General features: G+C 65.4%; 24 protein-coding genes. 14 read left to right on the forward strand and 10 right to left on the reverse strand.

The annotated features are described in order from the left end of the window. The first annotated feature begins 94 nt into the window (after positions 1-94). The 3 genes from KZ498_RS13435 to KZ498_RS13445 all read left to right on the forward strand — a co-directional run bounded on the left by KZ498_RS13435 (position 95) and on the right by KZ498_RS13445 (position 2,221). A complete protein-coding gene (locus tag KZ498_RS13435; RefSeq protein ID WP_312619442.1) occupies positions 95-844 on the forward strand; it encodes an NAD(P)-binding oxidoreductase in 750 nt (249 codons plus the stop codon). 88 nt (positions 845-932) lie between these two features. Then, a complete protein-coding gene (locus KZ498_RS13440; protein WP_312619444.1) occupies positions 933-1,856 on the forward strand; it encodes an LLM class oxidoreductase in 924 nt (307 codons plus the stop codon). 89 nt (positions 1,857-1,945) lie between these two features. Then, a complete protein-coding gene (locus tag KZ498_RS13445; protein WP_312619445.1) occupies positions 1,946-2,221 on the forward strand; it encodes a hypothetical protein in 276 nt (91 codons plus the stop codon). Between the two features lie 201 nt (positions 2,222-2,422). Here the strand turns inward: KZ498_RS13445 and KZ498_RS13450 are convergent, their stop codons facing one another. Next, a complete protein-coding gene (locus KZ498_RS13450) occupies positions 2,423-2,806 on the reverse strand; it encodes a cupin domain-containing protein (RefSeq protein ID WP_312619446.1) in 384 nt (127 codons plus the stop codon). 309 nt (positions 2,807-3,115) lie between these two features. Here KZ498_RS13450 and KZ498_RS13455 point away from each other — a divergent pair, with 309 nt between their 5' ends. After that, a complete protein-coding gene (locus KZ498_RS13455) occupies positions 3,116-4,822 on the forward strand; it encodes a cbb3-type cytochrome c oxidase subunit I (RefSeq protein ID WP_312619447.1) in 1,707 nt (568 codons plus the stop codon). A 19-nt stretch (positions 4,823-4,841) separates the two neighbouring features. Here KZ498_RS13455 and KZ498_RS13460 read toward each other — a convergent pair whose 3' ends face one another. Beyond that, positions 4,842-5,486 carry a class I SAM-dependent methyltransferase gene (locus tag KZ498_RS13460; RefSeq protein WP_312619448.1) on the reverse strand — a complete coding sequence of 215 codons (645 nt, stop codon included), beginning with the start codon at positions 5,484-5,486 and terminating at the stop codon, positions 4,842-4,844. A 239-nt stretch (positions 5,487-5,725) separates the two neighbouring features. On the opposite strand from KZ498_RS13460, the gene KZ498_RS13465 reads away from it, so the two are divergent. Together KZ498_RS13465 and KZ498_RS13470 are read left to right on the forward strand one after the other, a co-directional pair. Further along, complete coding sequence (locus tag KZ498_RS13465) at positions 5,726-6,109, forward strand: gamma-glutamylcyclotransferase family protein (protein WP_312619450.1); 384 nt, start codon at positions 5,726-5,728, stop codon at positions 6,107-6,109. Positions 6,110-6,596: 487 nt separating this feature from the next. Then, the gene (locus KZ498_RS13470) at positions 6,597-7,268 is read left to right on the forward strand and encodes an AIM24 family protein (protein ID WP_312619451.1); all 672 of its coding nucleotides are present in this window, start codon (positions 6,597-6,599) and stop codon (positions 7,266-7,268) included. 3 nt (positions 7,269-7,271) lie between these two features. Here the strand turns inward: KZ498_RS13470 and KZ498_RS13475 are convergent, their stop codons facing one another. Together KZ498_RS13475 and KZ498_RS13480 are read right to left on the reverse strand one after the other, a co-directional pair. Next, positions 7,272-7,940, reverse strand: coding sequence for a methyltransferase domain-containing protein (locus KZ498_RS13475; RefSeq protein WP_312619452.1), 669 nt, complete (start codon positions 7,938-7,940; stop codon positions 7,272-7,274). 352 nt (positions 7,941-8,292) lie between these two features. Next, positions 8,293-8,571 (reverse strand): PRC-barrel domain-containing protein, encoded by a 279-nt coding sequence (locus tag KZ498_RS13480; protein ID WP_312619453.1) that lies wholly within the window; start codon positions 8,569-8,571, stop codon positions 8,293-8,295. 492 nt (positions 8,572-9,063) lie between these two features. On the opposite strand from KZ498_RS13480, the gene KZ498_RS13485 reads away from it, so the two are divergent. Next, positions 9,064-10,416 carry a BGTF surface domain-containing protein gene (locus KZ498_RS13485; RefSeq protein WP_312619455.1) on the forward strand — a complete coding sequence of 451 codons (1,353 nt, stop codon included), beginning with the start codon at positions 9,064-9,066 and terminating at the stop codon, positions 10,414-10,416. A 204-nt stretch (positions 10,417-10,620) separates the two neighbouring features. On the opposite strand, the gene KZ498_RS13490 is transcribed toward KZ498_RS13485, so the two are convergent. Then, on the reverse strand, positions 10,621-11,232 hold the full coding sequence (locus tag KZ498_RS13490; RefSeq protein WP_312619457.1) for a helix-turn-helix domain-containing protein: 612 nt from the start codon (positions 11,230-11,232) through the stop codon (positions 10,621-10,623). Between the two features lie 64 nt (positions 11,233-11,296). Then, positions 11,297-12,595: a S8 family serine peptidase gene (locus tag KZ498_RS13495; RefSeq protein ID WP_312619458.1), complete on the reverse strand. Its 1,299-nt coding sequence runs from the start codon at positions 12,593-12,595 to the stop codon at positions 11,297-11,299. A 498-nt stretch (positions 12,596-13,093) separates the two neighbouring features. On the opposite strand from KZ498_RS13495, the gene KZ498_RS13500 reads away from it, so the two are divergent. From KZ498_RS13500 to KZ498_RS13510, 3 genes are all read left to right on the forward strand, one after another. Further along, complete coding sequence (locus KZ498_RS13500) at positions 13,094-13,945, forward strand: CPBP family intramembrane glutamic endopeptidase (protein ID WP_312619459.1); 852 nt, start codon at positions 13,094-13,096, stop codon at positions 13,943-13,945. Positions 13,946-14,110: 165 nt separating this feature from the next. Continuing rightward, positions 14,111-15,268 carry a glutathione-independent formaldehyde dehydrogenase gene (locus KZ498_RS13505; RefSeq protein ID WP_312619460.1) on the forward strand — a complete coding sequence of 386 codons (1,158 nt, stop codon included), beginning with the start codon at positions 14,111-14,113 and terminating at the stop codon, positions 15,266-15,268. Between the two features lie 63 nt (positions 15,269-15,331). Beyond that, a complete protein-coding gene (locus KZ498_RS13510; RefSeq protein ID WP_312619462.1) occupies positions 15,332-15,493 on the forward strand; it encodes a hypothetical protein in 162 nt (53 codons plus the stop codon). Between the two features lies 1 nt (position 15,494). Here KZ498_RS13510 and KZ498_RS13515 read toward each other — a convergent pair whose 3' ends face one another. Then, positions 15,495-16,622, reverse strand: coding sequence for a GTP-binding protein (locus tag KZ498_RS13515; RefSeq protein WP_312619463.1), 1,128 nt, complete (start codon positions 16,620-16,622; stop codon positions 15,495-15,497). A gap of 131 nt (positions 16,623-16,753) precedes the next feature. Here KZ498_RS13515 and KZ498_RS13520 point away from each other — a divergent pair, with 131 nt between their 5' ends. Further along, positions 16,754-17,485, forward strand: coding sequence for a creatininase family protein (locus tag KZ498_RS13520; RefSeq protein WP_312619464.1), 732 nt, complete (start codon positions 16,754-16,756; stop codon positions 17,483-17,485). Positions 17,486-17,724: 239 nt separating this feature from the next. Here the strand turns inward: KZ498_RS13520 and fdhF are convergent, their stop codons facing one another. Next, positions 17,725-21,033 (reverse strand): formate dehydrogenase subunit alpha, encoded by a 3,309-nt coding sequence (gene fdhF, locus KZ498_RS13525; RefSeq protein WP_312619465.1) that lies wholly within the window; start codon positions 21,031-21,033, stop codon positions 17,725-17,727. After that, entirely contained in the window at positions 21,030-22,553 is a 1,524-nt protein-coding gene (locus KZ498_RS13530) for an NADH-ubiquinone oxidoreductase-F iron-sulfur binding region domain-containing protein (RefSeq protein ID WP_312619466.1), read from the reverse strand. Before KZ498_RS13530 ends, fdhF begins: the two co-directional genes overlap by 4 nt. Before the next feature lie 202 nt (positions 22,554-22,755). Between KZ498_RS13530 and KZ498_RS13535 the strand changes: the two genes are divergently transcribed. Further along, positions 22,756-23,025 (forward strand): hypothetical protein, encoded by a 270-nt coding sequence (locus KZ498_RS13535; protein WP_312619467.1) that lies wholly within the window; start codon positions 22,756-22,758, stop codon positions 23,023-23,025. 17 nt (positions 23,026-23,042) lie between these two features. Here the strand turns inward: KZ498_RS13535 and KZ498_RS13540 are convergent, their stop codons facing one another. Then, positions 23,043-23,423 carry a Rid family detoxifying hydrolase gene (locus KZ498_RS13540; protein ID WP_312619468.1) on the reverse strand — a complete coding sequence of 127 codons (381 nt, stop codon included), beginning with the start codon at positions 23,421-23,423 and terminating at the stop codon, positions 23,043-23,045. 250 nt (positions 23,424-23,673) lie between these two features. Between KZ498_RS13540 and KZ498_RS13545 the strand changes: the two genes are divergently transcribed. Then, entirely contained in the window at positions 23,674-24,924 is a 1,251-nt protein-coding gene (locus tag KZ498_RS13545) for an NAD-binding protein (RefSeq protein WP_312619469.1), read from the forward strand. A gap of 101 nt (positions 24,925-25,025) precedes the next feature. After that, positions 25,026-26,882 (forward strand): BCCT family transporter, encoded by a 1,857-nt coding sequence (locus KZ498_RS13550; RefSeq protein WP_312619470.1) that lies wholly within the window; start codon positions 25,026-25,028, stop codon positions 26,880-26,882. Positions 26,883-26,886 lie beyond the last annotated feature (4 nt).

Here is a 26,886-nt window from a genome sequence, read left to right on the forward strand (position 1 = left end):
TCGACGCGCCACCTTCTGACGGCGCGTCAGGGTCCCTATCCACTCCGGCCACACAGGCCCAGCCAATCATGTATCGGCAGCCCCAAGCGACGGTATGGACCCTTCCGACGTGGAGACAGTGTTCGTCGCCGGAGCCAGCGGCGGGACCGGTCGGGCGACCCTCCGACTGCTCAGTTCGCGCGTACAGACAGTCAGGGCACTGACCAGTTCGCCGTCGAAAGCAGACGACCTGCGGGCGGCCGGTGCCGACGAGGTCGTCGTCGACGACTTGCTGAATCCGACTGCGTTGGCCGATGCGCTGTCCGATGTCGACGCCGTCCTGAGCGCCGTCGGCTCGAACATCACTGACGTCTGGGCCCGGGACGAGTACGTCGATGGCGCGGGGACTATCAATCTCCTCGACGAGGCTGTCGACGCCGGCGTCGAGGCGTTCGTCATGGAATCCGCCATCGGTGTCGGCGACGAACCGGCCAGCCCCCTCGCGGCGGCCTTTGACGTTCTCATCCAGCCGATACAACGCGCCAAAGCGGAGGCCGAGGCCGCGATTCGCGAGGCTCCGGTTCGGCACACGATTCTGCGACCGGGCGTGCTCACGAACGGGCCGCGAACTGACACCGTCTCCGTCGCCGAACCCGGAGCAAAGCTCTGGGGGAGCGTTTCGCGGGCCGACGTGGCCCGGCTACTGGTTGCTGCGCCCGTCACGCCGGCGGCCGCAGACCGGACGCTTGAAGTCGTAGCGAAGCCGTCGTTCCCGAAGCGCTCGCTGGACATCGATTGGCAGCTCCCCAGGAGCAGGGGGTCCGATACCATCACCGTCGATACCCCGGACGGGGGCACGCAGTAAGGGGACCGACCGGTTTCCTGTTTCGGCGGCGTCGGTCTGTCGGTAGCTGACCAGTGTGCAAATACGCCTCCAGCGAGAAGGGTGCCCGATGACTGCTGTGGACCACGCAAACGCCGGCTATCGGCGGCTCTTCGAGCAGGATGGTCTCTCGTTCGGCCTCGGATTCCCGCTCACGGGCGAGAAGGAGTCGACGCCCGACGTCGACGCGGAACTCCGACTTGCGAGCCACGCCGAATCAGTCGGGTTCGACGCGCTCTGGGCACGGGACGTGCCGACGTACTGGCCGCGGTTCGGGGACGCCGGCGGGGCCTTCGACCCGTGGTCGCTCCTCTCGCATGTCGCCGCTCACACTGACTCGGTCGCGCTCGGCACCGCGAGCGTCGTCCTCCCGTTGCGCCACCCCATCCACGTGGCGAAATCGGCCGCAACCGTCGACCGGCTCTCCGATGGCCGTCTCGTGCTGGGGGTCGCCTCCGGCGACCGCGACCCGGAGTATCCGGCGTTCGGTGTCGACCCCGAGAACCGGGGCCAGATTGTCCGCGAGAGCGTCGACGCGCTCCGCGCGCTCTGGCGCGAAGACTACCCGACGCTCGACGGCTCCTGGGGCCACCTCGACGGCGAACTGGATGTCCTCCCGAAACCGACGACGGACACGCTCCCGCTGTTTCCGACCGGGAACGCCAGACAGTCGACGGAGTGGATCGCAGAGAACGGCGACGGCTGGATATTCTATCACCTCCCCGAGTCGACGCTTCAGTCGTACCTCGACACGTGGCGGAGCCACACGTCCGAGAAACCGTTCACGATTGCCGTCCAGGTCGCGTTCGCTGCGGACCCGACGGCCGAGCCCGAACCGCTCCACCTGGGCTATCGGGCCGGCGTCGAGTGGTTCCGAGAGTACTTCCGACGGCTCGAAAATCACGGCCTGGACCACGTCATCGTCGGGCTTCGCGCCCCGGAGCCGGAGGCGGCGATGACCACGTTCGCCAGCGAAATCATCGACGAACTGTGACGGTCGGGGGAAGATGTTCGCAGGCACGACTTTCGGTGAAACCGACGTAGCCGGTACCGATGACTGACCGGCAGGGAGAGATCCGAAGTTTGGCCAAAGAGCTCACGGGCTACGAGGAGATAACCGACGCGTTTCTCGCCAAGAGCTTCACGGACCAGTTGCTCATCGTCGATGTCCGGGACGGCGATTCGCTTCCTGGCGATGTCACCGAACGGCTCGCTGATCAATCCCTCCTCCCGGCCGACAGCGTGTACGACGAGGACGGCGCGGGCCGCTCCGCCATCGGTGACGTGGGCAACGCGACGCGCCACCACTTCGTCGACGTGCAGACCCGTGGGTCACATCGGTCCTACGTCGTCGAGTGACGGCAGCACTCTCGACGGTGTAGCGGCGTCACATGCCGTTGAACGGTCAAGCTCGCACCCTCAATCGACGGGCCCGGTTTCCGTTCTGCCCGATACGGACTACTGGACGTCACGTCCGCAGGGCCGCCCAGAATCGTGGGTTCACCGCGGAGTACAGATACAGCAGCCCGTACGAGCAGGTGGTCGGTCTCCGCGACGAACTCACTCCGGACGGTGGGGGTCGAATTCCATCTGTTGTAACCCTTTCCGGACCGGTTCGTGTTCGGCATCGGTTGGCGGCGGCGCAGTGACCAGTAACGCCTCCAGCCGCGTGTCAGCGTCCGCCTTGACACCGCGGTCGGCGTCGGCCTCGACTACCACCACGTCGCCCGGTTCGACCGCTCGCTCCGTCTCTCCGTCACGGACGACGCCGGTCCCGGACTGGACGTGTATCGCCACGTCGCTCGCGGGCGCGTGAACCGGAATGAACTGCCCGGGTTCGAAGTAGCCACAGACGACTTTCATCCGGTCGCTGCGGAACACTTCGACGGCCGAGAACTGGCCCTCGTCGTACGCTCGGGCGGCGTCGAAGTCAGTCGCCGTCATCGCGTGTCCTCCCCGTCATCGCGGTCAAACACAGCCCTCGGCGCGAAACCGAGTCGGACCGATACTGTCCGAATCCGCTGTGGCGACTGGGTACACTCGCTTCCTGCCGGTCCCGGTGTTGTGGGTCCATACGTTGTGAGTCCGACTGCACTACTGAAAGTATCAGTCCCGAACCGCTTCGTTTCTGGTCGCTGCATTGCATCCACGATAGAAACGAACCCCGAACATCTTCCGGACAAAACCCACGGACAGTGCGGATAAATCCCACTCAAAATGGCATCTGTCGGTATATTAGCGACGACAGGGCTGATGGCAGTACTGCTCGTCAGTATCACAGGTGCGATCGCACGCGTCGAAAACTGGCGGTCGTACACGGTCGCGATAGGTATCGGTCACGCGGGTCAGGAACGGACTCACGCCGAGAAACCGAGCGGAGTTCTCAGATGGCTGACGACGGTCGATCACAAGGACATCGGGATTCTTTACGGCGTTTTCGCCGTCATCGCGTTCGCGTGGGGCGGTATCGCCGTCGTGTTGATGCGGTTCGAACTGCTGTATCCCGCCGAGGACTTTCTCAGCGCCAGCGTATACAACGGGCTCTTGACGACCCACGGCATCACGATGCTGTTCCTGTTTGGAACGCCGATACTGGCGGCGTTCTCGAACTACCTGATTCCGTTGCTCATCGGGGCCGACGACATGGCGTTTCCCCGAATCAATGCTATCGCGTTCTGGCTGCTGCCGTCGGCCGCGCTGCTCATCTGGGGCGGCGTCCTCGGAGGTCCGTTCCTCGAAAACATCGAACCGGCACAGACCGCCTGGACGATGTACACGCCGTTGTCGATCGAACAGCAGAACCCCGGCGTGGATTTGATGCTACTCGGACTCCATCTGTCGGGCGTGGCGGCGACGATGGGAGCGATCAACTTCATTGCGACCATCTTCACCGAACGGAGCGAAGACGTGACGTGGGCGACCCTCGATATCTTCTCATGGACTGTTCTGGTGCAGTCCGTACAGATCCTGTTTGCCTTCCCGCTGCTGGGCAGTGCGCTGGTCATGCTCCTGCTCGACCGGAACATCGGGACGACGTTCTTCACGCTCGACGGCGGCGGTCCGCTGCTTTGGCAGCACCTGTTCTGGTTTTTCGGCCACCCTGAGGTATACATCCTCGTCCTGCCACCGATGGGGCTTATCAGCTACATCCTGCCGAAGTTCACTGGGCGGAAGCTGTTTGGCTTCAAGTTCGTCGTCTACTCTACGCTGGCGCTCGGGGTCCTCTCATTTGGTGTCTGGGCCCATCACATGTTCGCGACAGGAATGGACCCCCGATTACGGGCCTCGTTCATGGCGATCTCCATCGCCATCGCCATCCCGAGCGCGGTAAAGACGTTCAACTGGATGGCGACGATGTGGAACGGCTCCCTGCGGACGAACGCGCCGTTTCTCTTCTGTGTCGGGTTCGTCGGGAACTTCATTATCGGCGGCGTCACCGGCGTGTTCGAAGCCGCTATCCCCGTCGATCTCATCCTGCACGACACCTACCATGTCGTTGCCCACTTCCACTACGTCATCATGGGCGGGATCGCCTTCGCAGTCTTTGCGGGTATCTACTACTGGTTCCCGCTTTACACCGGTCGGTGGTATCAGCGGTCGCTGGCGAAGTGGCACTTCTGGCTGACGCTTGCCGGGACCAACGTCACCTTCTTCCCGATGGTATTACTTGGCTACGCCGGGATGCCACGGCGGTACGCCACGTACGACCTGACTGCCGGCCCGCTTGACCTGTTTACCGTCCTGCATCAGGTAGCGACGTTCGGCGTCGTGTTGCTGGTCATCGCCCAGCTCATCTTCGTCTGGAACCTCGTGACATCGTGGCTGGAGGGTCCACTGGTCGCTGACGGCGACCCCTGGGACCTGGCGGAAACGGACCAGTTCCCGAGAGAGTTCGCGTGGTTCGAGCGCGAGCGGTTTCCGGCGCTCGCTGACGGCGGGGAGGAAGCGGCCGAGGACTGACAGCCTCCGTTCGCGGTCGCTATTTCCCGTGACTCTCGGGGGTCTCGACCGGTTGACTGTCATACTCCGAGATGTCAGGGTACGACTGTCGACTGCCCCCTGATTTTCTGGCGACCAGCTGGGCGGTGGCGGCGGTCGTTCCGTCCGTCGTCGTGGTCCGCTCGTCGTAATGTAACACTGTCAGCCCCAGCCCGGCCCTGAGCAGTTCGTTCGAGGCGAACCGGTACCGGTCGCCGGACGGACCGCCGTCAACGTCGTCGGTCGTCCGGAGGTGGTGCTGGATGAACAGACAGCCGCCGTCGGCCAGCGCCTCGACGATGTCGGGGAGGCGGTCGACGGGGCGATAGAAGCTGATCGTAATGACGTCGTACGTCGATGGCGGATAGGCGAAGGAATCGAGGTCCGCCTGCACCCACTCGATGTTGTCTCCGACGCCCGCCACACGTGCGTTCTCGCGAGCGATGCGAAGCCCCGCACGCGACTGGTCGACCGCGTCGACGCGGTACCCGGCCGCCGCGACCGGAAGCGCGTTGCGGCCGGTCCCGGTCGCGACGTCAAGCGCTCGGCCCGGCGGGAAGGTCGGCAGGTATCGCTCCAACACCGGGTGCGGGTCCGGGCGTTGCGGGTACGAACCCGTCCGGTACCGCTCGTCCCAGGTGGTCATGGCTCCGATAACGGCGGCTCGGACATGAAGCCTGCGGGCCGCCGAATGCCTCACGGCTACGAACAGCCACGTTTCGAAGTAGTTCAGGAACCACCGACGACGACAGTTGCCTCGGTTCGCCGGTGGCCTTCGGCCCCGCTCGCACTCGGTGTCGACGCGCAACTGTACAAAACCACTGTGGATGGGCTACCCATCGCTCCGCTGACAGGGTTGAAAAGAGTCCGGCCACAACAGCGCGTATGGACGTGTTCGTGTACGGGACACTCACCGACCATGCCACGACCGGCGCAGTCCTTTCGGAGTACGAGTACCGCTGTTCGGCGGAGCTCGTCGGTCTACACCGTATCGATGGTCGGTATCCGACGCTCGCCCCCGGCGGCACGACCGCGGGCCGAATACTGGCAACGCCAGATGTCCAGGCACTCGACGAGTACGAGGGTGTCGACCGCGGCCTGTACTGTCGGCAGTCGGTTCCGCGGGCTGACGGTAGCGGGACGGTTGCCTGCTACGTCGGGGACCCCGACGCGGTGCGCGCACCTGTCGAATGGCCCGGGGACGGCTCGTTCCAGCACCGGGTCGAGCGCTACTGTTCGGAGCACCACGTCGTTGTGCGGACGGTGTAACGGGTCCGGGGCCGTTCCTGCCACGACCGTATGCAAACCGGTTCAACTGGGTCGTTGACGAGCGGGTCGATAGCCGGTGACCGCAGACGACCGGTCTCGGACACCTGTGCAGAGATACGTGCGAACATTATGGCGGATTCACCGGCGTATCTTCCGACGAGCCAACGGAGACGGTCACAGGCGGTGGAGAGGCCGGTGAAATCCTGTCGACGTACAGCGACCCCCGGTACGTCCCGGACAGCGCCGTGTACGACCAGGCAGTTCGAACGCCCGAGGGGGAGCGGGGCTCTCAAAACCACGGCCGTCGGTATCGAACTCCTCGGACGTTTGTATAGATATCCGGAATAGCTATTCAGATATACTACTTACGGGGATTCTTCATCCAGCGGCCGCGTGGCGATTCTCGATATGCGAACCGGTCGCACAAAATACGTTTTAATCTTTCAAGAGACCTATGAGTCCGGCCTCTCAGTTTCTCGCTGTAGCTATGGACTTACAGGAATTCGTCCGCTCCAACGCCCCCGCAGACGGCGGCGATGGGTTCCAGAAAGAGAACAACAGGCTTCTGGATATCCCGCTCGATGGCACAGTGATGGTCAAAGCCGGGTCGATGGTCGCGTACACCGGCGAGGTCACGTTCACCGGCAAGTCCTCGGCGGAAGGCGGTATTACCGGCTTCGTCAAGGAGGCCGTGAGCGGCGAAGGGACGCCGGTCATGGAGGCCGAAGGGAGCGGCCACCTCTACGTGGCCGAGAACGGCAAGAAAGTACAGGTGCTTCGCCTCGATGACGGGGAGTCGATATCCGTCAACGGCACGGACGTGCTCGCGTTCGAATCGAGTATCGACTACGAGATAAACACCGTCGGCAGTCTCTCCGGTATGGCCGCCGGCGGCCTGACGAACGTCTACCTCACCGGCCCCGGCGAGGTCGCGCTGACGACCCACGGCGACCCGCTCGTGATGACCCCGCCGGTCTTCACCGACCCGGACGCGACCGTCGCGTGGAGTTCGAACCTCTCCCCCTCGATCGAGATGAACAAGGCGTTCGAGATCGGCCAGACCTCCGGTGAATCGATACAGATGGAGTTCACCGGCGAGGAGGGATTCGTCGTCATCCAGCCCAACGAGGAGGGGTCCGTCACGCAGAGCCAGAGCTAACCGCTACCGCGTCGGACCCGCGGAACGTTTTCGGAGCCGTCCCCGGACGAACGGACGGACTGGCGTCACGCCCAGATTGAGCCGATTGATTTCGACGATGTCGAACGACCGGTCAGCGACGAGCCGCGACCCTGTCTGCCGGGTCAGGTGACAACCGCCCGCGAGACGCTTCCAGAGCGGTGCGAGCGCCGACTGCACGCGAGCGCGCCACCCGTCGTCGATGACGTGCTCGAAGAAGCGCAGTTCACCGCCGGGCTTGAGCACGCGTCCGATTTCACTCACCGCGGACTCGACGTCCGGAATCGTACAGAACACCATCGAGGCGATGACGACGTCGAACGTGGCGTCGTCGTACGGCAGAGCCTCCGCCGGGGCCGACTCGATACGGATCGGCGTGGTCTGGGCGTTCGCCTTCTCCGTTGCCTGCTGGCGCATGTGCGGGTCCGGCTCGGTGGCGTGAAACTCCGTCGACGCGTCCGCGACGGCGTCGAAATACGGAAACATCGCGCCGGTTCCGGCGCCGATATCCAGAACTGCCCCGTCTAACTCTGTCACCAGGTACTCACGGTGTGGCCGCAAGAGCGTCCGTTCGAAGAACGCCGTGGCTGGGTCGTAGATAGCTGCCAGGAACGGCGACGATGGCGCTTGAGTCGAGTTCGGTTCCGGGGCCATACTACCAGAGACGACGTGTCCACTGAAAACAGTGGGTCACTCGACGCTGCGCCCCATCTGTCTCTAGTCGCCCTCTGTTCGATGCTGGAATCGGCGCGGTGTTCCTGGGTTCTGGGACCGAGGCGGACGGTCCCGGGATGGTTGCAAAGAACAGCCCGCCCGGGCCTGCTATCTTCGACTGTCGCTTCGGTTCGCAATCGGACACGCGTCCCAGACTTCGGTGCGGTGACGCGGTCGCCAGGCACACCGCTTGCCAGGACAGTGGCGTGGACGCCTATCGGCCGAGAACCGTATCGGCACCGAAGGTGTCCAAACTCCCGAGACCGAACGGGGTGACGACGGCGACCGTTACCTACAGACCCCCAGCGTCGCTGCCCGAGACGTTCTGTTCCGTAGGCGGGTGGATGGTCAGGTGATCCCGAACCGATTGGATGAGGGTTGCGGGCAACCGGATGCAGCCGTCGGAATCCCGCTCAACGCTGAACACCTCCGCAACGTCGCTATCGACGACAACTGTCTGAAATTCTCCCGTCGCCGTATCGAGCGTAATGTTTCGCAATGTGCCGATCTCTCGGCCATCGGTAGTCGTTACTCTGATGCTGGAGAGCTGGCTTGCGAGGACCGTCCGCATACCAGTCAATCGTTCCGAAATTACCATAAAAATACTGCATCTCCACAAGTTCTGCACGTTCTGTTGGCTCTCACTGCACGAACCACTGAGCACGTGGCTGAAACGGACATCGCCGCCGTCGAAGCGACGGTGACGGAGGATACCGCTCTCGCCAGGACGTGCCCGTCGGTACACCGCTGTGCTCTTTCGGCTGTGGCGGTAATCCCGGCCGTAACAGATAGGTCTACCCCCGTCGAGACTATCTTTCGATGCTCCGGTCCGCTCAAAGACGGGAGTGATATAATCGCCATCAGCACGACTGTGTACCGGCCACAGCGATTCGAGAGGGACTCCCGTGTTCAACGCGGTTTTAAGCTATCGCAGGCGGTTTTTCAATCCCCCCGTAACTGGCAACCGTATGCCAGCGAATTGCCCTCCACTTTCGATACGGTACTGTTGGCGGCATCGAGCCCACGAGCACACACCTCCGGGCCCATCCCGGGAGGTGGTTCTGTGAGCGCTCGGTCGGTGGCTCTGGTCGCGACACTCCTCGCCGCAACCGCGGCGGGTCCGGGGGTGGCCGCTGCGCAGCAGGCGACGCTCTCGGAGGACAGCTTCCCGCTGCATGCCGACGAAAAGCAGGTGGTCACCGGGGAGACCACGCTCGAACCCGGGACCGAGATGACTTTCAGAATCAAATCAAACAATGCGTCGAACCCGTTTATTCAGCAATCACACGTCACAGTGCAACCCAACGGGACCTTCGCCGCCCAGTTCGATCTGGCCAGGGTGCCAGCGAACACGTCGTATGAACTGTACGGGCACGTCGACGGTGACGCGCTGTTTGAACGGACCGGAACCGTCGCCCAGTGCGACGGCGACTGTACCGATCCAGTCCCGGACATCGAGAGTCCGGCACAGACCGACGACGGCGAAAACGCCGTCACCGTCGCCCAGGGCGAAACCGCCGAAATTCCGCTCTCGATGACCGATGGGGGGAGTAAAACGCTCTCCGTCGGCAGCGAGGCGACCAATTACCAGATCAACGCGACCGTCAGTGACGACGACGGCGACGGCGAGGTGCTGGTTCTCTTCGACACAGCGGCCGCCGGCACTGACGGGGCGACTCTTACCGTCGCGGACGACGGTGACTCACTGACCGTGACAGCGCCGGAGCCGGAACTCCCGTCGACACTTGCCCCCGCCGCGTACCCCTACCGCGTGTTCGAGGGCCAGGCAACCGACGGAACATCGACCGTCGGACGGCTCGTCATCGAAGCAAACGGGACGGCAAACGAGCAGTTCGAGGTCGAGGAGACGGCCGAATTCGGGTTCGGGGAGCCGGTCTCGCAGGTTCGACAGGGAGAGACCAGCCGGATTCCTGTCGTTCTGGCAACCGCTGACGCGGCGACCGTGTCTATCGGGAGCCCGGCCAGCAACTACGAGATCAACGCGACTGTCCGTGACGGGAACGGTGATTCCCGTGTCGTCCTCCTCTTTGACACCACGGCGGCCGGCCACGACGAGCCGACCCTCCGAACCGCCGCGGATGCCGACGCCGTGGCAGTCGAATCAGGGTCGGAGGTCGCCCTCGACTCGCAACTCGCTGCGGGCAGCTACGAACTCTCACTGTATCGCGGGACGGAGGTGGCAAGCCAGCCCGACGCCATCGGGACGCTGGTCGTCGGCGGTGGCAACACCACGGCTGACGCGTCTTCCGACGGCGTCGATTCGGTTACCGGCGAGACATCCGTCGCAGCTCAGTCACAGAGCGGTGGCTCCGGAATCGGTGCCGGCGCTCTTGCCGTCGGCGGCGTGCTCGCCGTCGCCGGCGTGGGGGTCTGCCTGCGAGCTATACTGAACTGAAGCCCCGCCTGCTGCACCCTCGCCCGATTTCTGACGCTACCACTACGAATACAGCGAGCTCACCTTCTCGCATGACAGTCGCAGTTGATTCACCTACAAGCGGCCGTGAGCCGTCGATAGACGCCCGGGGCGATTGCGTGTCCTATACTTCGCTTGGTGCCACCAGCGGGAGACAGCTTTCCTCGACACTGACTGGTCCCGTTCTCACTCGCGAGCCAGGAGAGCGGCTATCCCGAGGACAGTGAGACAGAGACAGAAAAACAGGAGGCCCGGTTCGACGACCTCGAAAACGAACCTGGCGAGAGCGTCAGTTCCGTGGATCGGCCCCGAACCCGGACTCGCCGGAGCCAGAACGCCCTCCTCCGGGGTCGCGTCTGCCAGTCGCTCTGCGCCCCACTGGACGAAGAGGCTCGCAAGGCCGATCAGCCCCACGCCGGCGACGATATCGGCCAGCGACCGCTGGATACGTGGCTCCAGGTCGTGGTCACCGACCAGCACAATCGGGTCGCTTGCGGGCCCGTACACGGTCATCTCGTTGCCTTTCGATGAATAGACCGTTTCGACCGGTTCGATGAGTGCTGCGTCTTCGAGATTCGAGACGTGATAGTGGACGTTCTGGACCGACGTGTCACACCGGTCCGCTATCTCGGACGGCGTTCCGGGCTCGTCGTACAGCGTGCGGAACAGCGACCGACTGGTGTCCGAACCGAGCGCATCGAGCACGTCGTCGGTCTCGTTCTCCGCGACCCCGAGCACTCGCGGTGATTCGTCGGCGGTCCCGCTCCGCTCCTGTATCCGCTCGATGAGACTCGACATAGCGACCGTATCGGGTATGTGACGGGGCGATTTTCAAAGCTCTGTGGCTGGCTTAAAACTAGATTTAACCGTCAGTCCGGTTCCGGGCAGTCCGGACCGCACGGACCGGGTCGACCGCCCCGTGGCCGGTCCCGTTGTCGACTCCCGGGCTTCTCACGTCGCTTGCGGTCTCTTCCAGCAGCCGTTCGGTCTCGCGGGGGGACAGCGACTCGTCTGCCTCGAGTAGCAGGGCCGCGGTTCCGCCGACGTAGGGGACCGCGGCCGACGAGCCGACGAAGCCGTCTGGCGCGGCGGCGGCGAACTGCCGGTCCGGCGCCACGACGTCGACGCCGGGCCGCCCGTTGACCGTCGGACCGCGGGAACTGAACGGCTCGAGCTGGTCGACGCGGCTGTTGTACGCGCCGACGGTGACGGCCCCGCGTGCGGTCCCCGGCGCGACGATACTGTTCCGAGTCGTCGCGTGCTGGAGGTCGTGGGTCGGCGAGACGAGCCGAAGTCGCGTCTCGGTCGGCGATGCTGGCCCCCGAACGACGAGGTAGTAGTCGCCGGGCCTGACGTCGGCGACGATGCGCTCGTTCGGCACGCTGTCGCCGCGGTAGGGCTGTGAGCGGGCGACGAGCCGGGAGGTGGTCCCGTTCGTCCGATACAGTTCGACCGTGTACTCCTCGTCTGCGTGGTCTCGCTCCCACGAGAGCCAGACCACGATTTCGGTCCCGCCCCGAACGTAGTTCCGCCGGCTCTCGTTCGTAAACGCGACTGTCCGGTTTTCGACGGCCCCGGCGGTGTACCGACCCGACCAGTGTGACTGCGCGAGGTTGCCGGACGGGGCGATGAAAACTGACCCACGCTCCGTCGCTCGCGTCGCGCTCCGGGCGACCGGTCCGGTTCCGTCGCCCGGTTGCCCGTAGAAGGAAACCGGTGCGACGATCACGTCGACGTTCTCTCGAAGGAGCCAGTCCACCGCCTCCCGATAGCTGTCGATGCCATCGACCCGAGCGAGGTGGAGACTGGCATCGGGTGCGGTCCGCGACACGACGGCGGCCGTCGCAGTGCCGTGTGCCTCGCCCGTCTCGTGTACGGGACCGGCACCGAACCCCCGCGTTTCGGCGACCTGGCCGGCAATCGCTCTCGACCCCGTGTCGAATCCCGTCGGGTCGACGATGCCTACCGACACGTTCGAGCCCGTGACCCCGGCTGCGTGGAGTCGAGCGAACTGGCCGGTCGTTCCGTTCGACACCGACACCGGGCCCCCGTCGGACGCCGCCCGCGGCTCAGTCGGGGTCGTCACCGCGACCACCGCGATGCCGGCCGTCAGCGACACGACAGAGACGACGGCGAACAGCCCGACGACGGCGTTGCGCACTACCGACCACCCGCCCCGAGACTGTCGACGATTCCGGGGCCGACCGGTCGCTGCCGATTACTGCTGTGCCGAGTCCGCGGCCGCCGGAAACCGCCCTCTGGCCAGTACCGAGAGAACCGCTGGGTGCGTACGTACGAGTTCATGGGATCGACGGCGCTATGGAACGGCCGGCAACGGAAAGGGGAGGGCTGTGTCCGTTGCCGGTCGGACGGTCGAGCGTGGCGGATTCCGGCTCGTGGCAACGGCGTGGCGATGGCCGGGGACCGTCTCAGGCGGCCTCCGGCGCTTGAGCCATCGGGCGGAAGCGTAGTAAAGCCATCACAGACTAAAATCTGAATTTAAACGACCCCTGCTGACAGACGGTGGCGCCCACCGACAGGGTCCGGCCGTCCCGGCAGTGCGGGCCGCTCCGGTGCCAGTTCCGGGCGCGACCCCGCTCCCGCCGCGGTCGTCGCGACATGGAAGCAAATTTCAGTCCGTCCCGAGAACTCCGACAGGATGTTGCGCCCTCCTCTGGGCCTGCCGGAGTTCGACGGCGGGCCGCTGGTCCCTGTCGCAACGTACCTCCTGACGATTGGCGTCCTCTCCGGTCTGGTCGCGTTCTCCCCCGGGGCGTCCCCGCCGCCGGTCCTGGGGATGGGCTGGGGCGGCTTCCTCGTCCTCCTCACGGTCGCCGCACTCAGGGTCGAGACCGTCAGATTGCGCCCGCTCCTCCCGCCCCGTCGAACGCTGGTGCCCGTGGTCGGCGTCGTCGCCGCGTTCTGGGCGCTGTACAACCTCGTCGCGGTCGCCCTCGCGCTGGGGAGCGCCCCCGGGTTCGAGGCGACGCTGTCGCGGACAGCGACCCATCCGCTGCTGTATCTCGGGGCGCTGCTCAGTTCGCTCCTGTTCACTGCCATCCCGGAAGAACTCCTCTTTCGCACGTACCTCCAGCAGAAGTTCACGTCGCTGGCCGGGGGCGTGACGCGCCGCGGCGCGCTCTCCGGCATCGGGATTGTGGCGGTCCTGTTCGCGCTGTTTCACCTCCCGCGGTGGTTTCTCGCGTCGGGCCACGGGGTCGGGACCCCGCTCGCGGGCCGGCTCCTCGGACTGGCGCTCATGGGACTGGCCTACGGGAGTGTGTACGCGCTCACGGGGAACCTCTGGCTCGTCGCGCTGTTCCACGCCTCGATGAACTACCCGCCTTTCGTCGTCGCGGTGACCGTCCCGTCCGAACTCCACCTCGTCGCGGGCGTCGTCGAATACGCCGCCATGGTCTCGCTGGTCTACCTGGCCGTCCGCCTGTCAGGGCACCAGGAACCTCCACTTGCCTGGTCCCGGAGGGGAACGTCTCCTTCGACCGGGGACTAAGAGTCACTGCCTGACGCGCTCCCCGCGACCGCTCGACCCCGTTGCGGGCCACGCACTGGTCCTCGGGCGGCGCTGTCGCGGGCAGTTCTCGAATTATTCATAATAATTAACTAGTTATAAGTGACAGCCATACTATGGAAAATATGGTTGTGCTAACAAATGTCAATGAACGCTGTTGTGTATAAGGGACCGAAGGAAGTGGCCGTCGAAGAGGTAGACGAACCGGAGATAGAGCATCCGAACGACGTACTCATCGACATCACGACGTCGTGTATCTGCGGGTCCGACCTCCACATGTACGAGGGCCGGACGGCGGCGGAACCCGGCATCGTGTTCGGACACGAGAACATGGGTATCGTCACCGAGGTCGGGGACGCCGTCTCCTCGCTGGAGGAAGGCGACCGCGTCGTCGCTCCGTTCAACGTCGCCTGTGGCTTCTGTGAGAACTGCGAGAGCGGCTACACGGGCTTCTGTACGAACGTCAACCCCGGCTTCGCCGGCGGGGCCTACGGCTACGTGGCCATGGGGCCGTACAAAGGCGGACAGGCCGAGAAGCTCCGCATCCCCTACGCGGATTTCAACGCCCTCAAGCTCCCGGAGGGCGACGAACACGAGGACGCGTTCTCACTGCTCGCGGACATCTTCCCGACGGGCTGGCACGGGACAGAACTCGCCAATCTTGAACCGGGCGACTCCGTCGCCATCTACGGGGCGGGTCCGGTCGGGTTGATGGCCGCCTACAGCGCGAAAATCAAGGGTGCGGCGGAGATCTACTCTATCGACCGCGTCCCGAGCCGGCTGGACCTGGCCGAAGAACACTGTGACGCGACACCGATCAACTTCGAGGAGGGCGACCCGGTCGAGCAGATCAAAGAACAACACGGCGGCGGCGTCGACAAGGGCGTCGACGCCGTCGGCTACCAGGCCATCGACCCGGACAAGGAAGCCGACGACGCGTACGACCCGGCCCGTGAGAACCCGGCCGTCGTCATCAACAACCTCATCCGGACGGTGAAACCGACCGGCGAACTCGGGATTCCGGGGCTCTACGTCCCCGAGGACCCGGGCGCCCCGGACGACATGGCCGCACAGGGCCGTCTCGGCATCGACTTCGGGCTGCTCTTCGAGAAGGGGCAGGCGCTCGGGACCGGCCAGTGTAACGTCAAGTCGTACAACCGGGAACTGCGGGACCTCATCATTGAGGGCCGAGCCGACCCCAGCTGGGTGGTCTCCCATCGTGTCGGTCTCGAGGAGGCCCCGGAGATGTACGAGGCCTTCGACAACCGGGAGGAAGGCGTCACGAAGGTGCTGCTGGAACCCTGAAACCGGCTCCACCGACCCGTTTTTTGCGATAGCTATACGTCCTACTGCCGAGTATGACCTGCTATGTGTCAGTACTGTAGTTACCGGTTCCACGACGGCTGGACGCAGCTACTGTCCTACGACGACGTCTATCAGACCGCGATGGGCGGCGAGTCCGAGTCGACGTACGGGTTCCACGAGTCGTGGGACGAACTCCGTGACGAGGTCGGCTACGGCGCGACCTGAGTCAGCGCTCCCGCGGAAACGGGTCGCCCTCGTACGTCTGGGTCCGCTCTTCAGCCGTGGCCAGACAATCGTCGAGTTCGGCGACGATAGCATCTTCGTCCATCTCCTGGCCGATGAAGACCAGCCGGGTGGACGGGTCGTCGTCGCCCCACTCGCCGATGGGTCCGGCCTGCACAGACGGGCCGGCCTGACTCACCCCAAGCACCTTTTCGGGCCTGCTTGCGACCCACGCGAACCCCTTGGCGCGGACTATCGTGCCGTCCCAGTCGTCGAGCCAGTCGTCGAACCGACCGGGGTGAAACGGCGCGTCCCGGCGGTAGATGAACGACTCCACGCCGTGGGCCGCTGCCGCGGACGCCTCGTCGTCGTGTTCGTGGCCGGCATGGTCATCCGCGCCGTCCGACCCGGCTAACGCCTGCTTCCAGCCCTGCTGTCGTTTGGCGGCCTCGAAATCGAACCGTCCGGTCCCGAGTACCTCGCCTGGGTCGACCTCGCTGTAGGTCGTCCGATGGATGACCGCCCGGGGCTGGAGCGTTCTGACCGCAGCAGCGACGGAATCAAGCGCGCCGTCGGGGACCATGTCGCACTTGTTCAGGAGGAGCACGTCGCAGAACTCGATCTGGTCGACAAGCACCTCGGTGAGTGGTCGCTCGGGGTCGGGCGCGGTGTCCGGGATGGACTCCTCGGGGTCGAACGCCTTCCAGAAGCCGTAGGCGTCGACGACCGAGACCGTCGTATCCAGATGCAGCCCTTCTGGCGGGTCGCCCCCGTCGGGTCCGACGGTCAACGTTCGCGCGATGGGAATCGGTTCGCTGATGCCGGAGGCTTCGACGACCAGATAATCGAAGGACCGCTCCTCTGCGAGTCGCGTCACCTCGGTGACGAGGTCGTCCTGGAGCCGACAACAGATACACCCGTTCGAGAGGTCCACGACCCCCTCCTCCCCCGAATCCGCCTCGTCTGCGATAAGCTCTGCGTCGACGTTTATCTCCCCCATGTCGTTGACGACGACGGCGATTCGCCTGTCTCCGGGGTCGCTCAATAGCCTGTTTACCAGTGTCGTCTTCCCCGCGCCGAGGGGGCCGCTGATGACCGTCATCGGAATCGAGTCCGAACCAGTGGTAGCCATGCTATCACAACGCACGTGTCAGTACGTATTAAATCCGGGTCTGGCTGCGAACCTGGATGTGCGTGCCGGCGGCTCGACTATCCCGGACCTGGGAGGATGGGCTTTATTCCGTCCCGTACAGAGATGTGACCATGGAACTGCAGACGGAGACGTGGACCGATATGGCGGATGTGGAGACGAATCTGGCACTTCTCCCCGTCGGAAGCACGGAGCAACACGGACCACACGCACCCCTCGGGACGGACACGCTCGACGCCGAGGCGGTCGCCGAACGCGGCGCCGAGCGCTACGACGACCCCGTCGTCGTCGCACCGGCAGTCCCCGTCGGCGTCGCCGAGGAGCACCGAGCGTTTTCCGGGACGCTGTGGACCTCCGAGTCGACGTTCCGGTCCTACGTCCGGGACGTCGTCCGGAGCCTCGCGAGCCACGGCTGGGACCACGTGGTGCTGGTCAACGGTCACGGCGGCAACATCGATGCACTGCGGGAAGTATCGGGCACGATAACCCGGCACGACGTGGCCTTCGCCGTACCTTTCACGTGGTTCAACGCGGTCGGCGACCACAGCGCCGACATGGGTCACGGTGGGCCCCTGGAAACCTCGCTGCTCCAGCACACGAACTCGGAGACCGTCCACGAGGACCGACTGGACGAGGCGGCGGCCGGTGGCAGCGACGGCTGGGGGGAGTGGCAAAGCGGCGTCAACCTCGCGTTCGACTCCAAGGAGTTCACCGAGAACGGCGTCGTCGGCGACCCGCGCGAGGGGAGCGCCGAACGCGGGGAGACGCTGCTGGAGCTGGCGACCGACTCCCTCGTCGACCTCCTCGATGAGATTGCGGACCGACCGGTCGGACCACGAGACTGACGGCTGAGACGACTGTGGGTGGTTTATATATAAATCGGATTGTTCGACCGGGCGTCTACAGATTTTATGCGTAAAACTGGAGTAAAAAGATTCACTGGTGTCAGTACGAGGAGATAGACGCGTAAACCCGCTACGTGGAGCTAAATCGGCACCGAATACGGCTGTATATACGGTCCCTATCAGAGCCTGTCATCGCCAGCCGACGGCCCCGCGTACTGGCTGGGACCGGATGCGCGGGTTCAGTCGTCGCCCGCGCCTCGCTTCCGGACCTGTTTCCCGCCGGCGTCCGGCGTCCGCAGCACCGTCTCGTCCGTCTCCGGGCCCAGCACCTCCACGCGGACGCTCGACACTTTGTACTCGGGAATCCCGGCGGTCGGGTCGAACGTCTCGCCGGTGAGCTTGTTCACCGCACCCGCGGCGAAGTGCATCGGGATGAACAGCGTCCCCGGGCCGACCCGTTCGGTGACCTGGGCCTTGACGACGATATTGCCCCGTCGGGATTCGACGCGGACGTACTCGCCGTCGGCGATGCCGAGATTCTCGGCCGTCTCGGGATGGACCTCGACGAAGCTCTCGCCGACGTGGCTCATCAGCCCCTCGACGCGGCGGGTGATCTGGCCCGTGTGCCAGTGGTACAGCACGCGCCCGGAGGTAAGTGTCAGCGGGTACTCCTCGTCCGGAATCTCGCCGGGGTGTCCGCCGTCGGCGGGAACGAAACGGGCTTTCCCATCCTCGAAATTGAAGTTCCCCTCCTCGTAATCGTAGAGGTACGGCGTCCCCTCGTGGTCCTCGTCCCAGCAGGGCCACTGCAGGCCGTGCTGGTCGCCGGATTCGAGCCGGTCGTACGTGACGCCGCCGTAGATGGGTGCAAGGGAGTTGATCTCGTCCATGACCTCCCGCGGGTGGTCGTAGTCCCAGTCGTAGCCCAGCCGACGGGCCAGCGCTTGCGTGATTTCCCAGTCCTGGCGGGCCTCGCCCGGCGGCTCAGACGTGGGCCGGACCCGCTGGATGCGTCGCTCGGTGTTGGTGAACGTCCCGTGTTTCTCCGGCGAGGTCGCCGCCGGCAGCACCACGTCGGCGTAGTCTGCCGTCTCGGTCATGAAGATGTCCTGGACGACGAGGAACTCCAGGTCTTCCAGGGCCTCGGCGGCGTGCTGGATGTCCGGCTCCGAGAGGGCGGGGTTTTCGCCGACGACGTACATCCCCCGGAGGTTCCCCGCGTGAGCCTCGGCGAGCATCTCCGGCACTTTGAGTCCGGGTTCCTCGGGCGGTCGCTCGCCCCACGCGTCGGCGAACTTCTCGCTGACCGCGTCGTCTGCCGGGTTCTGATAGCCCGGGAGACTCCCCGGAAGCGTCCCCATGTCGCCGCCCCCGCCCTGGACGTTGTTCTGGCCGCGGAACGGCGAGAGGCCGGCGCCCGGCTTGCCGACCTGCCCCAGCACGAGCGCGAGGTCGGCCATCGCGATGAGGTTCTCCGTGCCGTGGCTCTGCTGGGTCATCCCCATCGCCCAGCCGAAGACGACGCTGTCGGCCTCGGCGAGCGTCTCGGCCGCCGAGGCGAGCTCTTCCGGCGACACGCCCGCCAGGTCCTCGACTTTCTCGGGCGTGAACGCCTGGACTTTCTCCCTGACTTCCTCGAAGTTCCTCGTGTTGCGTTCGATGAAGTCCGCGTCGTGGAGGTCGTGTTCGATGATGTACCGAATCAGGCCGTTGAGCCAGGCCACGTCGTAGCCGGGGTTGGTCCGGGTGTACTGGTCGGCGTGTTCGGCGATGCCGATTTTCCGCGGGTCGAACACGACGAGGTCGGCCCCCTCCCGGACGTTCTGTTTGATGCGCGTGGCGAGCACCGGATGCGATTCCGTGGTGTTGGAGCCGCTGATGAGGTAGGCGTCGGCTTCCCCGATGTCCTCGTTGATGCGGTTGGTCATCGCGCCGTAGCCCAGCGTCTGCTGGAGCGCGGCGACCGTCGAGGAGTGACACAGCCGGGCGCAGTTGTCGATGTTCTTCGTGCCAAGCACCTGTCGGGCGAACTTCTGGACGAGGTAGGCCTCCTCGTTGCTTCCCTTCGAGGAGGCGAGACAGCCCAGCGCGTCGATGCCGTGGCCGTCCTGAATCTCGGTGAAGCGCTGGGCGACCTGATCCAGTGCCTCGTCCCAGGTGGTCGGTTCGAGTTCGCCGTCGTCGTTGCGGACGAGCGGTTCGGTGACCCGCTGTTTGCTGTTTGCGAACTCGTGGCCGAACTTCCCTTTCACGCAGGTCGAGAAGTTGTTCGCGGGCGCGTCGTCAGGGTCATCGACCGGAACGACCCCGAGCGAGTCGCCGTCCTTGCCCCACATCTCGAACCGGCAGCCGACGGCACAGAACCCGCAGGTCGTCTCCTGCTTGTCGATTTTCGAGAGGCGGTAGTCGCTGACCACGCTTGCGATGTCGAACAGTCGACCCTCGGGCATCGTGTTCGCCGCGATGCTCTCGGCGGTGTGTTCGCCGGCGAGGAACGCCTTTTTGCCGTAGTCCTTGGCGATGTCGCCGGCCCGGCGTTTCGCCGCCGAGGCGAACCTGGCGAGGCCCTTCTGTCCGCCCGCCCTCGGGTCGCCGGGTTCGAACCCGCGGTTCGGGGCGGTGGTGTCGTCGATTGTCTCGACGTCCTCGTGTTCGATGACTGTCCCGATGGAGTTCCGTTGGGTGAAGCCCGGCAGCGGCAGGGTCGCAGCGCCGCCGATACCTTTCTCGGTCAGCGAGCCGGTGGGACAGACGGTGGCGCAGTGGCCACACGAGACACACTCCGAGTCGTGCATCGTCTCGGCGTCGGACTGGAAGCCGATGCGTGTGTCCTCGCCGTGGCCCTCTATACGGAGGACGCCCTCGACCTGCACGTCGTTGCAGGCGTCGACACAGCGGTTACAGAGGATGCACTTGTTGCGGTCGATCTGGATGAACGAGGAGGTGTCGTCGATGGGTTCGTACTGGTCGCGCTCGTCGAAGACGCCGTAGCGGGGGTGGTCGACGCCCTCGCTGATGGCGGCGTCCTGGAGCTCACAGCGGCCGTTGCCGTTGCAGGTGGTACACCGGAGGTTGTGGTTCGACAGCACGAGGTCGAGGTTGACGCTCCGGGCTTCCTCGGCGTCGGGCGTGTCCGTCGAGACGGTGAGGCCGTCCTCCGCGGGGAACGAACACGACGGAACGAGGCCGTGTTGCTCGGTCTCGACCATGCAGGTGCGACACTCGCTTCGCGGACCGATCTCGTCGCTGCAGTCCCCGTCGCGGTCGTAGTAACACAGCGCCGGCACGTCGGCGTCGTCTTCGACGCCCTCGGCACCGGGGTCGACGCTGACGACCTCGTCGTCGAGGTCCTGTAAGGCATCGATGATAGTCGAGCCGGGGTCGACAGTGACCGGCTCGCCGTCGACGGTGAGCGTCGTCGGCTCGTCCGCGTCGGTCCCCACGTCGGGGTCGTTGGCGGTTCCGGTCTCGAACTCGCGGGTGACTGGCGTCTCCGGCTGTGGGTCGTGTAGGTCGGGAACTCGTGGTATCGACTTGTCTGTGCTCATAGTTTCTCCGTGCAGGTGCCGCTGGGACAGTGGCCGTCCGTGTGGGCGCGGAACTCGGGTTCGAACTCGTCGATGGCGGTCGTCACCGGACGCGGCGCGTGCGCGCCGGTCTGGCAGTTGCTCGACTGGCGCATCACCCGGCCGAGTTCGCGTATCTTGTCGCTCTCGAAGGACCCCTGGTAGATGTCACGCAGCAGTTCGGCGAGCTGTTTCGTCCCCTCGCGACCGGGGACACAGCGGCCGCTGTTCTCCATCGACGCGAACCGGGCCCGTCTCCCGACCGTCTCGACGGCGCACCGGTCGCTGTCGAACAGTTCGACGACGCCGTCGGTTCCGAGACCGGCAGCCCGAAGCGACTGGGCGGTCGGCGCGACGTCGAGGCTTCGAGTGATACCGCCGAGGACGCCGCCGACACAGGCCATCTTGAACGGGCCGTCCATCTCGACCGCCTCGCGGGCCGCCGAGAGGCTGGCGCTCGACCCGAGTTCGACCGTCGCCGGGTCGGTGACGTCACCGGTGACAGTGACGATTCGGGTTCCGGGGTCCGCGGCGTCGGCGTCGACGCTATCGGGCTCGGCGATGGCCCGCTGGACCTGCGCGAACGTCCGCGGGGTGTGGATAACCGTCGGGCGGCCGTACAGACCGCGCTCGGCCGGCGAGGGCGGCTGGAGCCGCGGTTCGATGCGGTCGGCCCCCTCCAGCGCTTCCAGCGCCGCCGTCGGTTCGCCGGCGCGGAACTCGTCCGGGCCGGCCACCAGTTGCGGAACGACGGGCAGGGTGTCGGCGGCCGCGTCGATGGCCTCCCGGAGGTCCGCCTGTAAGGCCGTCTCCGACTCGTTGACGTAGACGACGGCGTCGTCGGCGTCCACGTACTCGGCGACTGCCGCAATCCCGTCGAGGACTGCCATCGGTGCCCCCGAAAGCAGCGTTTCGTCGCCGGTCGGGGGCGTACTGGCGTCGTTGGCGTTGCAGACGACCACCGGGTCGCCGTCGGTCGCGCCGGCTGTCTCCCACGCGTCGCTGACTGGCTCGTCGGTCGCAGCGTCCCCGCGGCCGCGGCCCAGCAGCCCGGCTCCAACTGCTCTGTCGGCGGTCCGCTCAGTCGAGACGAACGACCAGTCGGCCGGTTCGAGCGGGGCGACCCAGCCACAGGGGCCAAGCACCGACCGTCGGCCGACCGAAAGCGGGCCCTCCTCCGGGACGGGTAGCGACGCCGTTTCTGGGTCGTGCTCGACGACGGCGTCCGCATCGGCCGTCGGTACTGTCCCCGCTTCCAGTTCGTCGACGAGGCCGCGGACGGCCGCCGGTGACGGGTCACTGTGGAACGCCGTCCGCCCGCCCATCGTGACCATCACCAGCGGAGTGGCCGCTGCGATGCCTGTCGGCCCCGTCCTGACGACGGGTATCGAGTCCGCCGCCGCTCGTGCCGCGCTCAGGGTCCGGTCCCCGCTCACTGGTCGCCCGTCCGTCGAGACCCGGACGACGGTCGAATGAGCGAGAGCCGTGGTTTCCTGTGTCATACTCTGTGCGTCGTGCTGAACGATTAAAAACCCCGGCCGAGATGCGCCCGACCACCGAGGTGGCCGTCGGCCCGCACAACATATCACTTCCCGATTGAGTGATGGGAGCGCACCGGCCGGTTCGCCCTGAACGATTGGACGGCACCGGTCGGCTCAGTCCGCCGAAACAAAGAGCCAGCAGGACGTTGCCCGAACTGAAACGATGAATCCACGATTCGAGGAGGTCAAGACGGAGGCGTCGGCTGCAGTCACCGAGGCCGACCTGCGCTCGGTGTACACCGGTATCATCCACGAGGACGGCCGCCACGAGTACTATTTCGGCAACGACACCGAGGAGGCGGCCGAACTCCGCGAAGCGGCCGCGATACAGCTCGGGATGTTGCTTCGCGTCCTCGCGGACCGCTCGGACAGTAGCGTCGACGAACTGACGACACTCGCGGCGGAGCGCGCCGAACAGATGGAGTTGCGATAGAAGCCGGACCGCGCTCGCTAGTCTGTGGTCGCGATAGCTTCAATCTCGACCGCTGCGCCCTTCGGGACCGCAGCCACGCCGACGGCGCTGCGCGCCGGCGGTTCCGACTCGAAGAACTCGCTGTAGGCCTCGTTGAACGCGTCGAAGTCGTCGATGTCGTCGAGGTAGACGGTCGTCTTGAGCACGTTTTCCAGCGAGAGGTCTTCCGCCTCCAGGATCGCCTCGACGTTGCGGAGACACTGTCGCGTCTGGTCGGCGACCGGCTCGTCGTCGAGCAGTTCGCCGTCTGTCGTCAGTGGGAGCTGTCCGGCGGTGATGAGGAGGTCGCCGTTCGATGTCGCTTGACTGTACGCGCCGACCGCGGCCGGTGCCTCGTCGGTGCTGATTACGCGCTTCATACCCGGTCATACCTGACCTCGTCGCTTAAATCCCGGCCGTATCGGATGACGCCCACACAACGTTCTCGCGAGCTTACCAGTTGTGTCCGGTCACTGCTGATGGCGACCCTCGCGGCCGCCTACGACACGAACGCACCGGTCTCGGGGGCTATCGTATCGACCTATCGAGCCGACTCTACCGGCCCGCTCGCTCGAGTCCGATGGCCGCTGGCCGCGTGTTTTTTATGCCGACTCCGACAACAGTGTGCCAATGGCTAACGTCCCGGAAGACCCGTCAGACCGGACACTCGAGGACGTGTTCTATCCGGCAGACCGGATTCCGTTCATCGATTGGGACGAGTTCTCCGGCGCGAAGCCGACGGTTGTGCTGACCGGCGTGGTCACGCTTCTGGCCTTCGTGACCGGGCTCTCGAACCTCAGCCAGGCGTCGCTGGTCCTCGATGGCCCCCTGACAGTAGTTGTCGACCTCCCGTTGACCTTCGTCCGGTTCGGCGGAGTGTTGTTCGCGTTCATCCTCGGCGTCGTGACAGTCGGGCTCCAGCGGCGCAAACGACTCGCCTGGCGCGTCTCGACCGTGGTCCTTCTCGGTCTGGTCGCTCTGCCGCTTGCCACGTTTCAGCCCACGGATATCCCGCTGCTGGTGATGACGCTTGTCACGTACCCGCTGCTGGTCAGGAACCGCCACCGGTTCGACCAGTCTCTGGACCTCTCGCCGATTCAGATCGCCTCGCTGTCGGCGATTTTCGGGGTCGTTCTCTACGGGACTGTGGGTGCCTACGGGCTGCGGGGACAGTTTCTCGAACTCGACGGGTGGAGCGATGCCGTGTACTACGTCGTCGTCACGATCGCGACCGTCGGCTACGGCGACATCACACCGGTGACGGCGGAAGCACGGTGGTTCTCGCTCTCGATAATCCTGTTCGGGACCGGCGCGTTCACCGTCGCCGTGGGCGCGCTCATCGGGCCAGCCATCGAATCCAGAATGGCGACAGCGTTCGGAGTCATGACTGCATCAGAACTCACACTCCTCGAGGACCACGTCGTGGTTCTGGGGTACGGAGACGTTACGGCATCGCTGCTGGAGGAACTGGGCGACGAGACGGAAGTCGTCGTCGTCACGCCCGACGAGGGAACGGTCGCGTCACTGCAGGGCGAGGGCGTGAACCTGCTCACCGGCGACCCCACCGACGAGGACGTCCTCAGGGACGCACGCGTCGGGACCGCAAGCGGCGTTGTGGTGGGGAGCAACGACGACGCACGCGACGTGCTGGCCGTCATCGCGACCAAAAACGTCAATCCGGACATCCGCACGGTCGCCGCGGCGACAGACCAGAAACACGTCGAGAAGTTCCGTGCGGTCGGGGCGGACGAAGTTATCAATCCCCGCTCTATCGGCGGCCGGCTCCTGGGCCAGTCGGTGCTTGGCCGTGAGTCGAGCGAACCACTCCTGGACGGAATCGGAACGGACGATGGAGGGAGCGACCCCGACGGCCCCGACTGACCCGTCTGTAGCTTAGTAACGCTGGTCTCGAACGCTCAGGGTACCAGTCTGAACCGCGCTATGGGATAGTAATATATGTATTCGATACTGAATATCGGGGTATGGCCACCTCGGACGCCAGTGGCATTGCGGAGGTCGTCGGCCGGCTACTGGTTCCACTGTGTGCCGCGTCCGGGGCGCTCGTACTCGCGGGATTCTTCTTTCCGACGCTTGTCGGCGAAGCCGTGACCGGCCCGGCGTGGCTGACTGTCGCCCTCGTGTTTTTCAGCTCGGGACTCTGCTACATCGCGTTGCTTCCGTACTCCGAAGACAACTCCGCGCCGGCCGCGGCCGATGTCTTCCTCCGCGTCCGACAGACCGATGTCCGGCGGGCCGTCCGCGAGTTCCTCACACAGCACGAGCCAGCCATCCTCGCGTTTCCGGTGCTCGTGTTCGCCGCGTTCTTCGGGCTCCAGGCGGCGTTCCCGACACGGACGACGGGCGCCGTTGACGCCGCGGCGGCCACGGTGCTCCGCGGTGGCGGCCCGCTGTTTCTCGCCGCCGTCTTCCTCTCGGTCTGCTACTGCCTGTTCTTGCTGGTGGGGCCCTGGGGCGACATCAAGCTCGGCGGTCCGGACACGGAGCCCAGCTATACGTATCCGACGTACTTCACGCTCGTGTTCACCGCCGGCATCGCGGCCGGGCTGGTGTTCTGGGGACCGACGGAGGCCCTGTTTCACTACGACCAGCCGCCGCCCTACGTCGGGGCCGCCGCCGGGTCGCCGGGAGCGGTCACCGGCGCGCTGGTGTACACCCTCTTTCACTGGGGCGTCTCGGCCTGGAGCGCGTACGCCGTCATCGGCGTCCCGATAGCGTACTTCGCGTTCACGCGGGGCGCACCGCTCCGGGTCTCGACAGTGCTGGCACCGGTGCTGGGTACAGACGGACTGGATTCGGCCTGGGCCAAACTGGTCGACACGCTGGCCGTCTTCGCCACTATCGGCGGCATCGCCACCTCCGTCGCGCTGGTGAGCACGCAGTTTCTCGCCGGAATCAACTACCAGTGGAGCGTGGCGGCCGGTGACGTCGGGCCGGTCCTGTTCGTGGGCGGATTGACGCTGATATTCGTCGTCTCCAGTGCGACCGGTATCCACCGCGGCATCCGTCGTATCGCCGGCCTCAACGTCGTCCTGTTCGGCCTGTTCGCGCTCCTCGTCGTCGCGGTCGGTCCCCGGTCGTTTATTCTCCAGCGGGGGACGCAGGCACTCGGGACCTACGCCCTGGAGTTCGTTCCCTTGAGCCTCCACACGGGCGGGCAGTGGGTCGCGGAGTGGACCGTCTGGAACTGGTCGTGGTGGTTCTCCTGGGCGCCGTTCGCGGGGCTTTTCGTCGCCGCACTTTCCCGCGGTCGGCGGGTCAGGACTGTCGTGTTCACGAGCGTCGTCGCGACCTCCGCGGCGACGATGGTCTGGTTCCTGTTGCTCGGTGGCACGTCGCTGTTCGTCCAGCAGACGGGACAGGCAGACATCCTCGCCGCCATCGCCCAACGCGGCGGTTCGGAGGCCGTCGCCGGGTTCCCGCTGTTTGCCTCGTTGCCACTGGGGCAGCTCCTGATGTTCCTGTTTCTCGCGCTCATCATCGTGTTTATGGCCACGTCGGCGGACACCTCGACGCTCGTCGTCTCGGTTCTGGCGACGCGACGGGGGCTGGCGCCGTCGGTGACACACATCGGTTTCTGGGGCGTCTTTCAGGGCGTGGTCGCTGTTTCGGTGTTGCTTCTCGGGGGCGCTGAGACGCTACAGGCACTGGCTGTCCTGACCGGCGGCCCGTTCGCCGTGATATCGCTCGTGGCGGTCGGTGGGCTGACTGTGACCTGGTACCGGGACGAACAGGGCCACACGTCCCTCCTCAGACGTGCCGTCAGGAGACTGCCGGACATCCAGACCCATCACGACGTCGACCCACCCGAAAAGAAGTAGGTCG

Origin of the sequence: Haloarcula sp. 1CSR25-25 (assembly GCF_032027985.1) — an archaeon.
In the GTDB taxonomy this organism is placed as follows: Archaea; Halobacteriota; Halobacteria; order Halobacteriales; family Haloarculaceae; genus Haloarcula.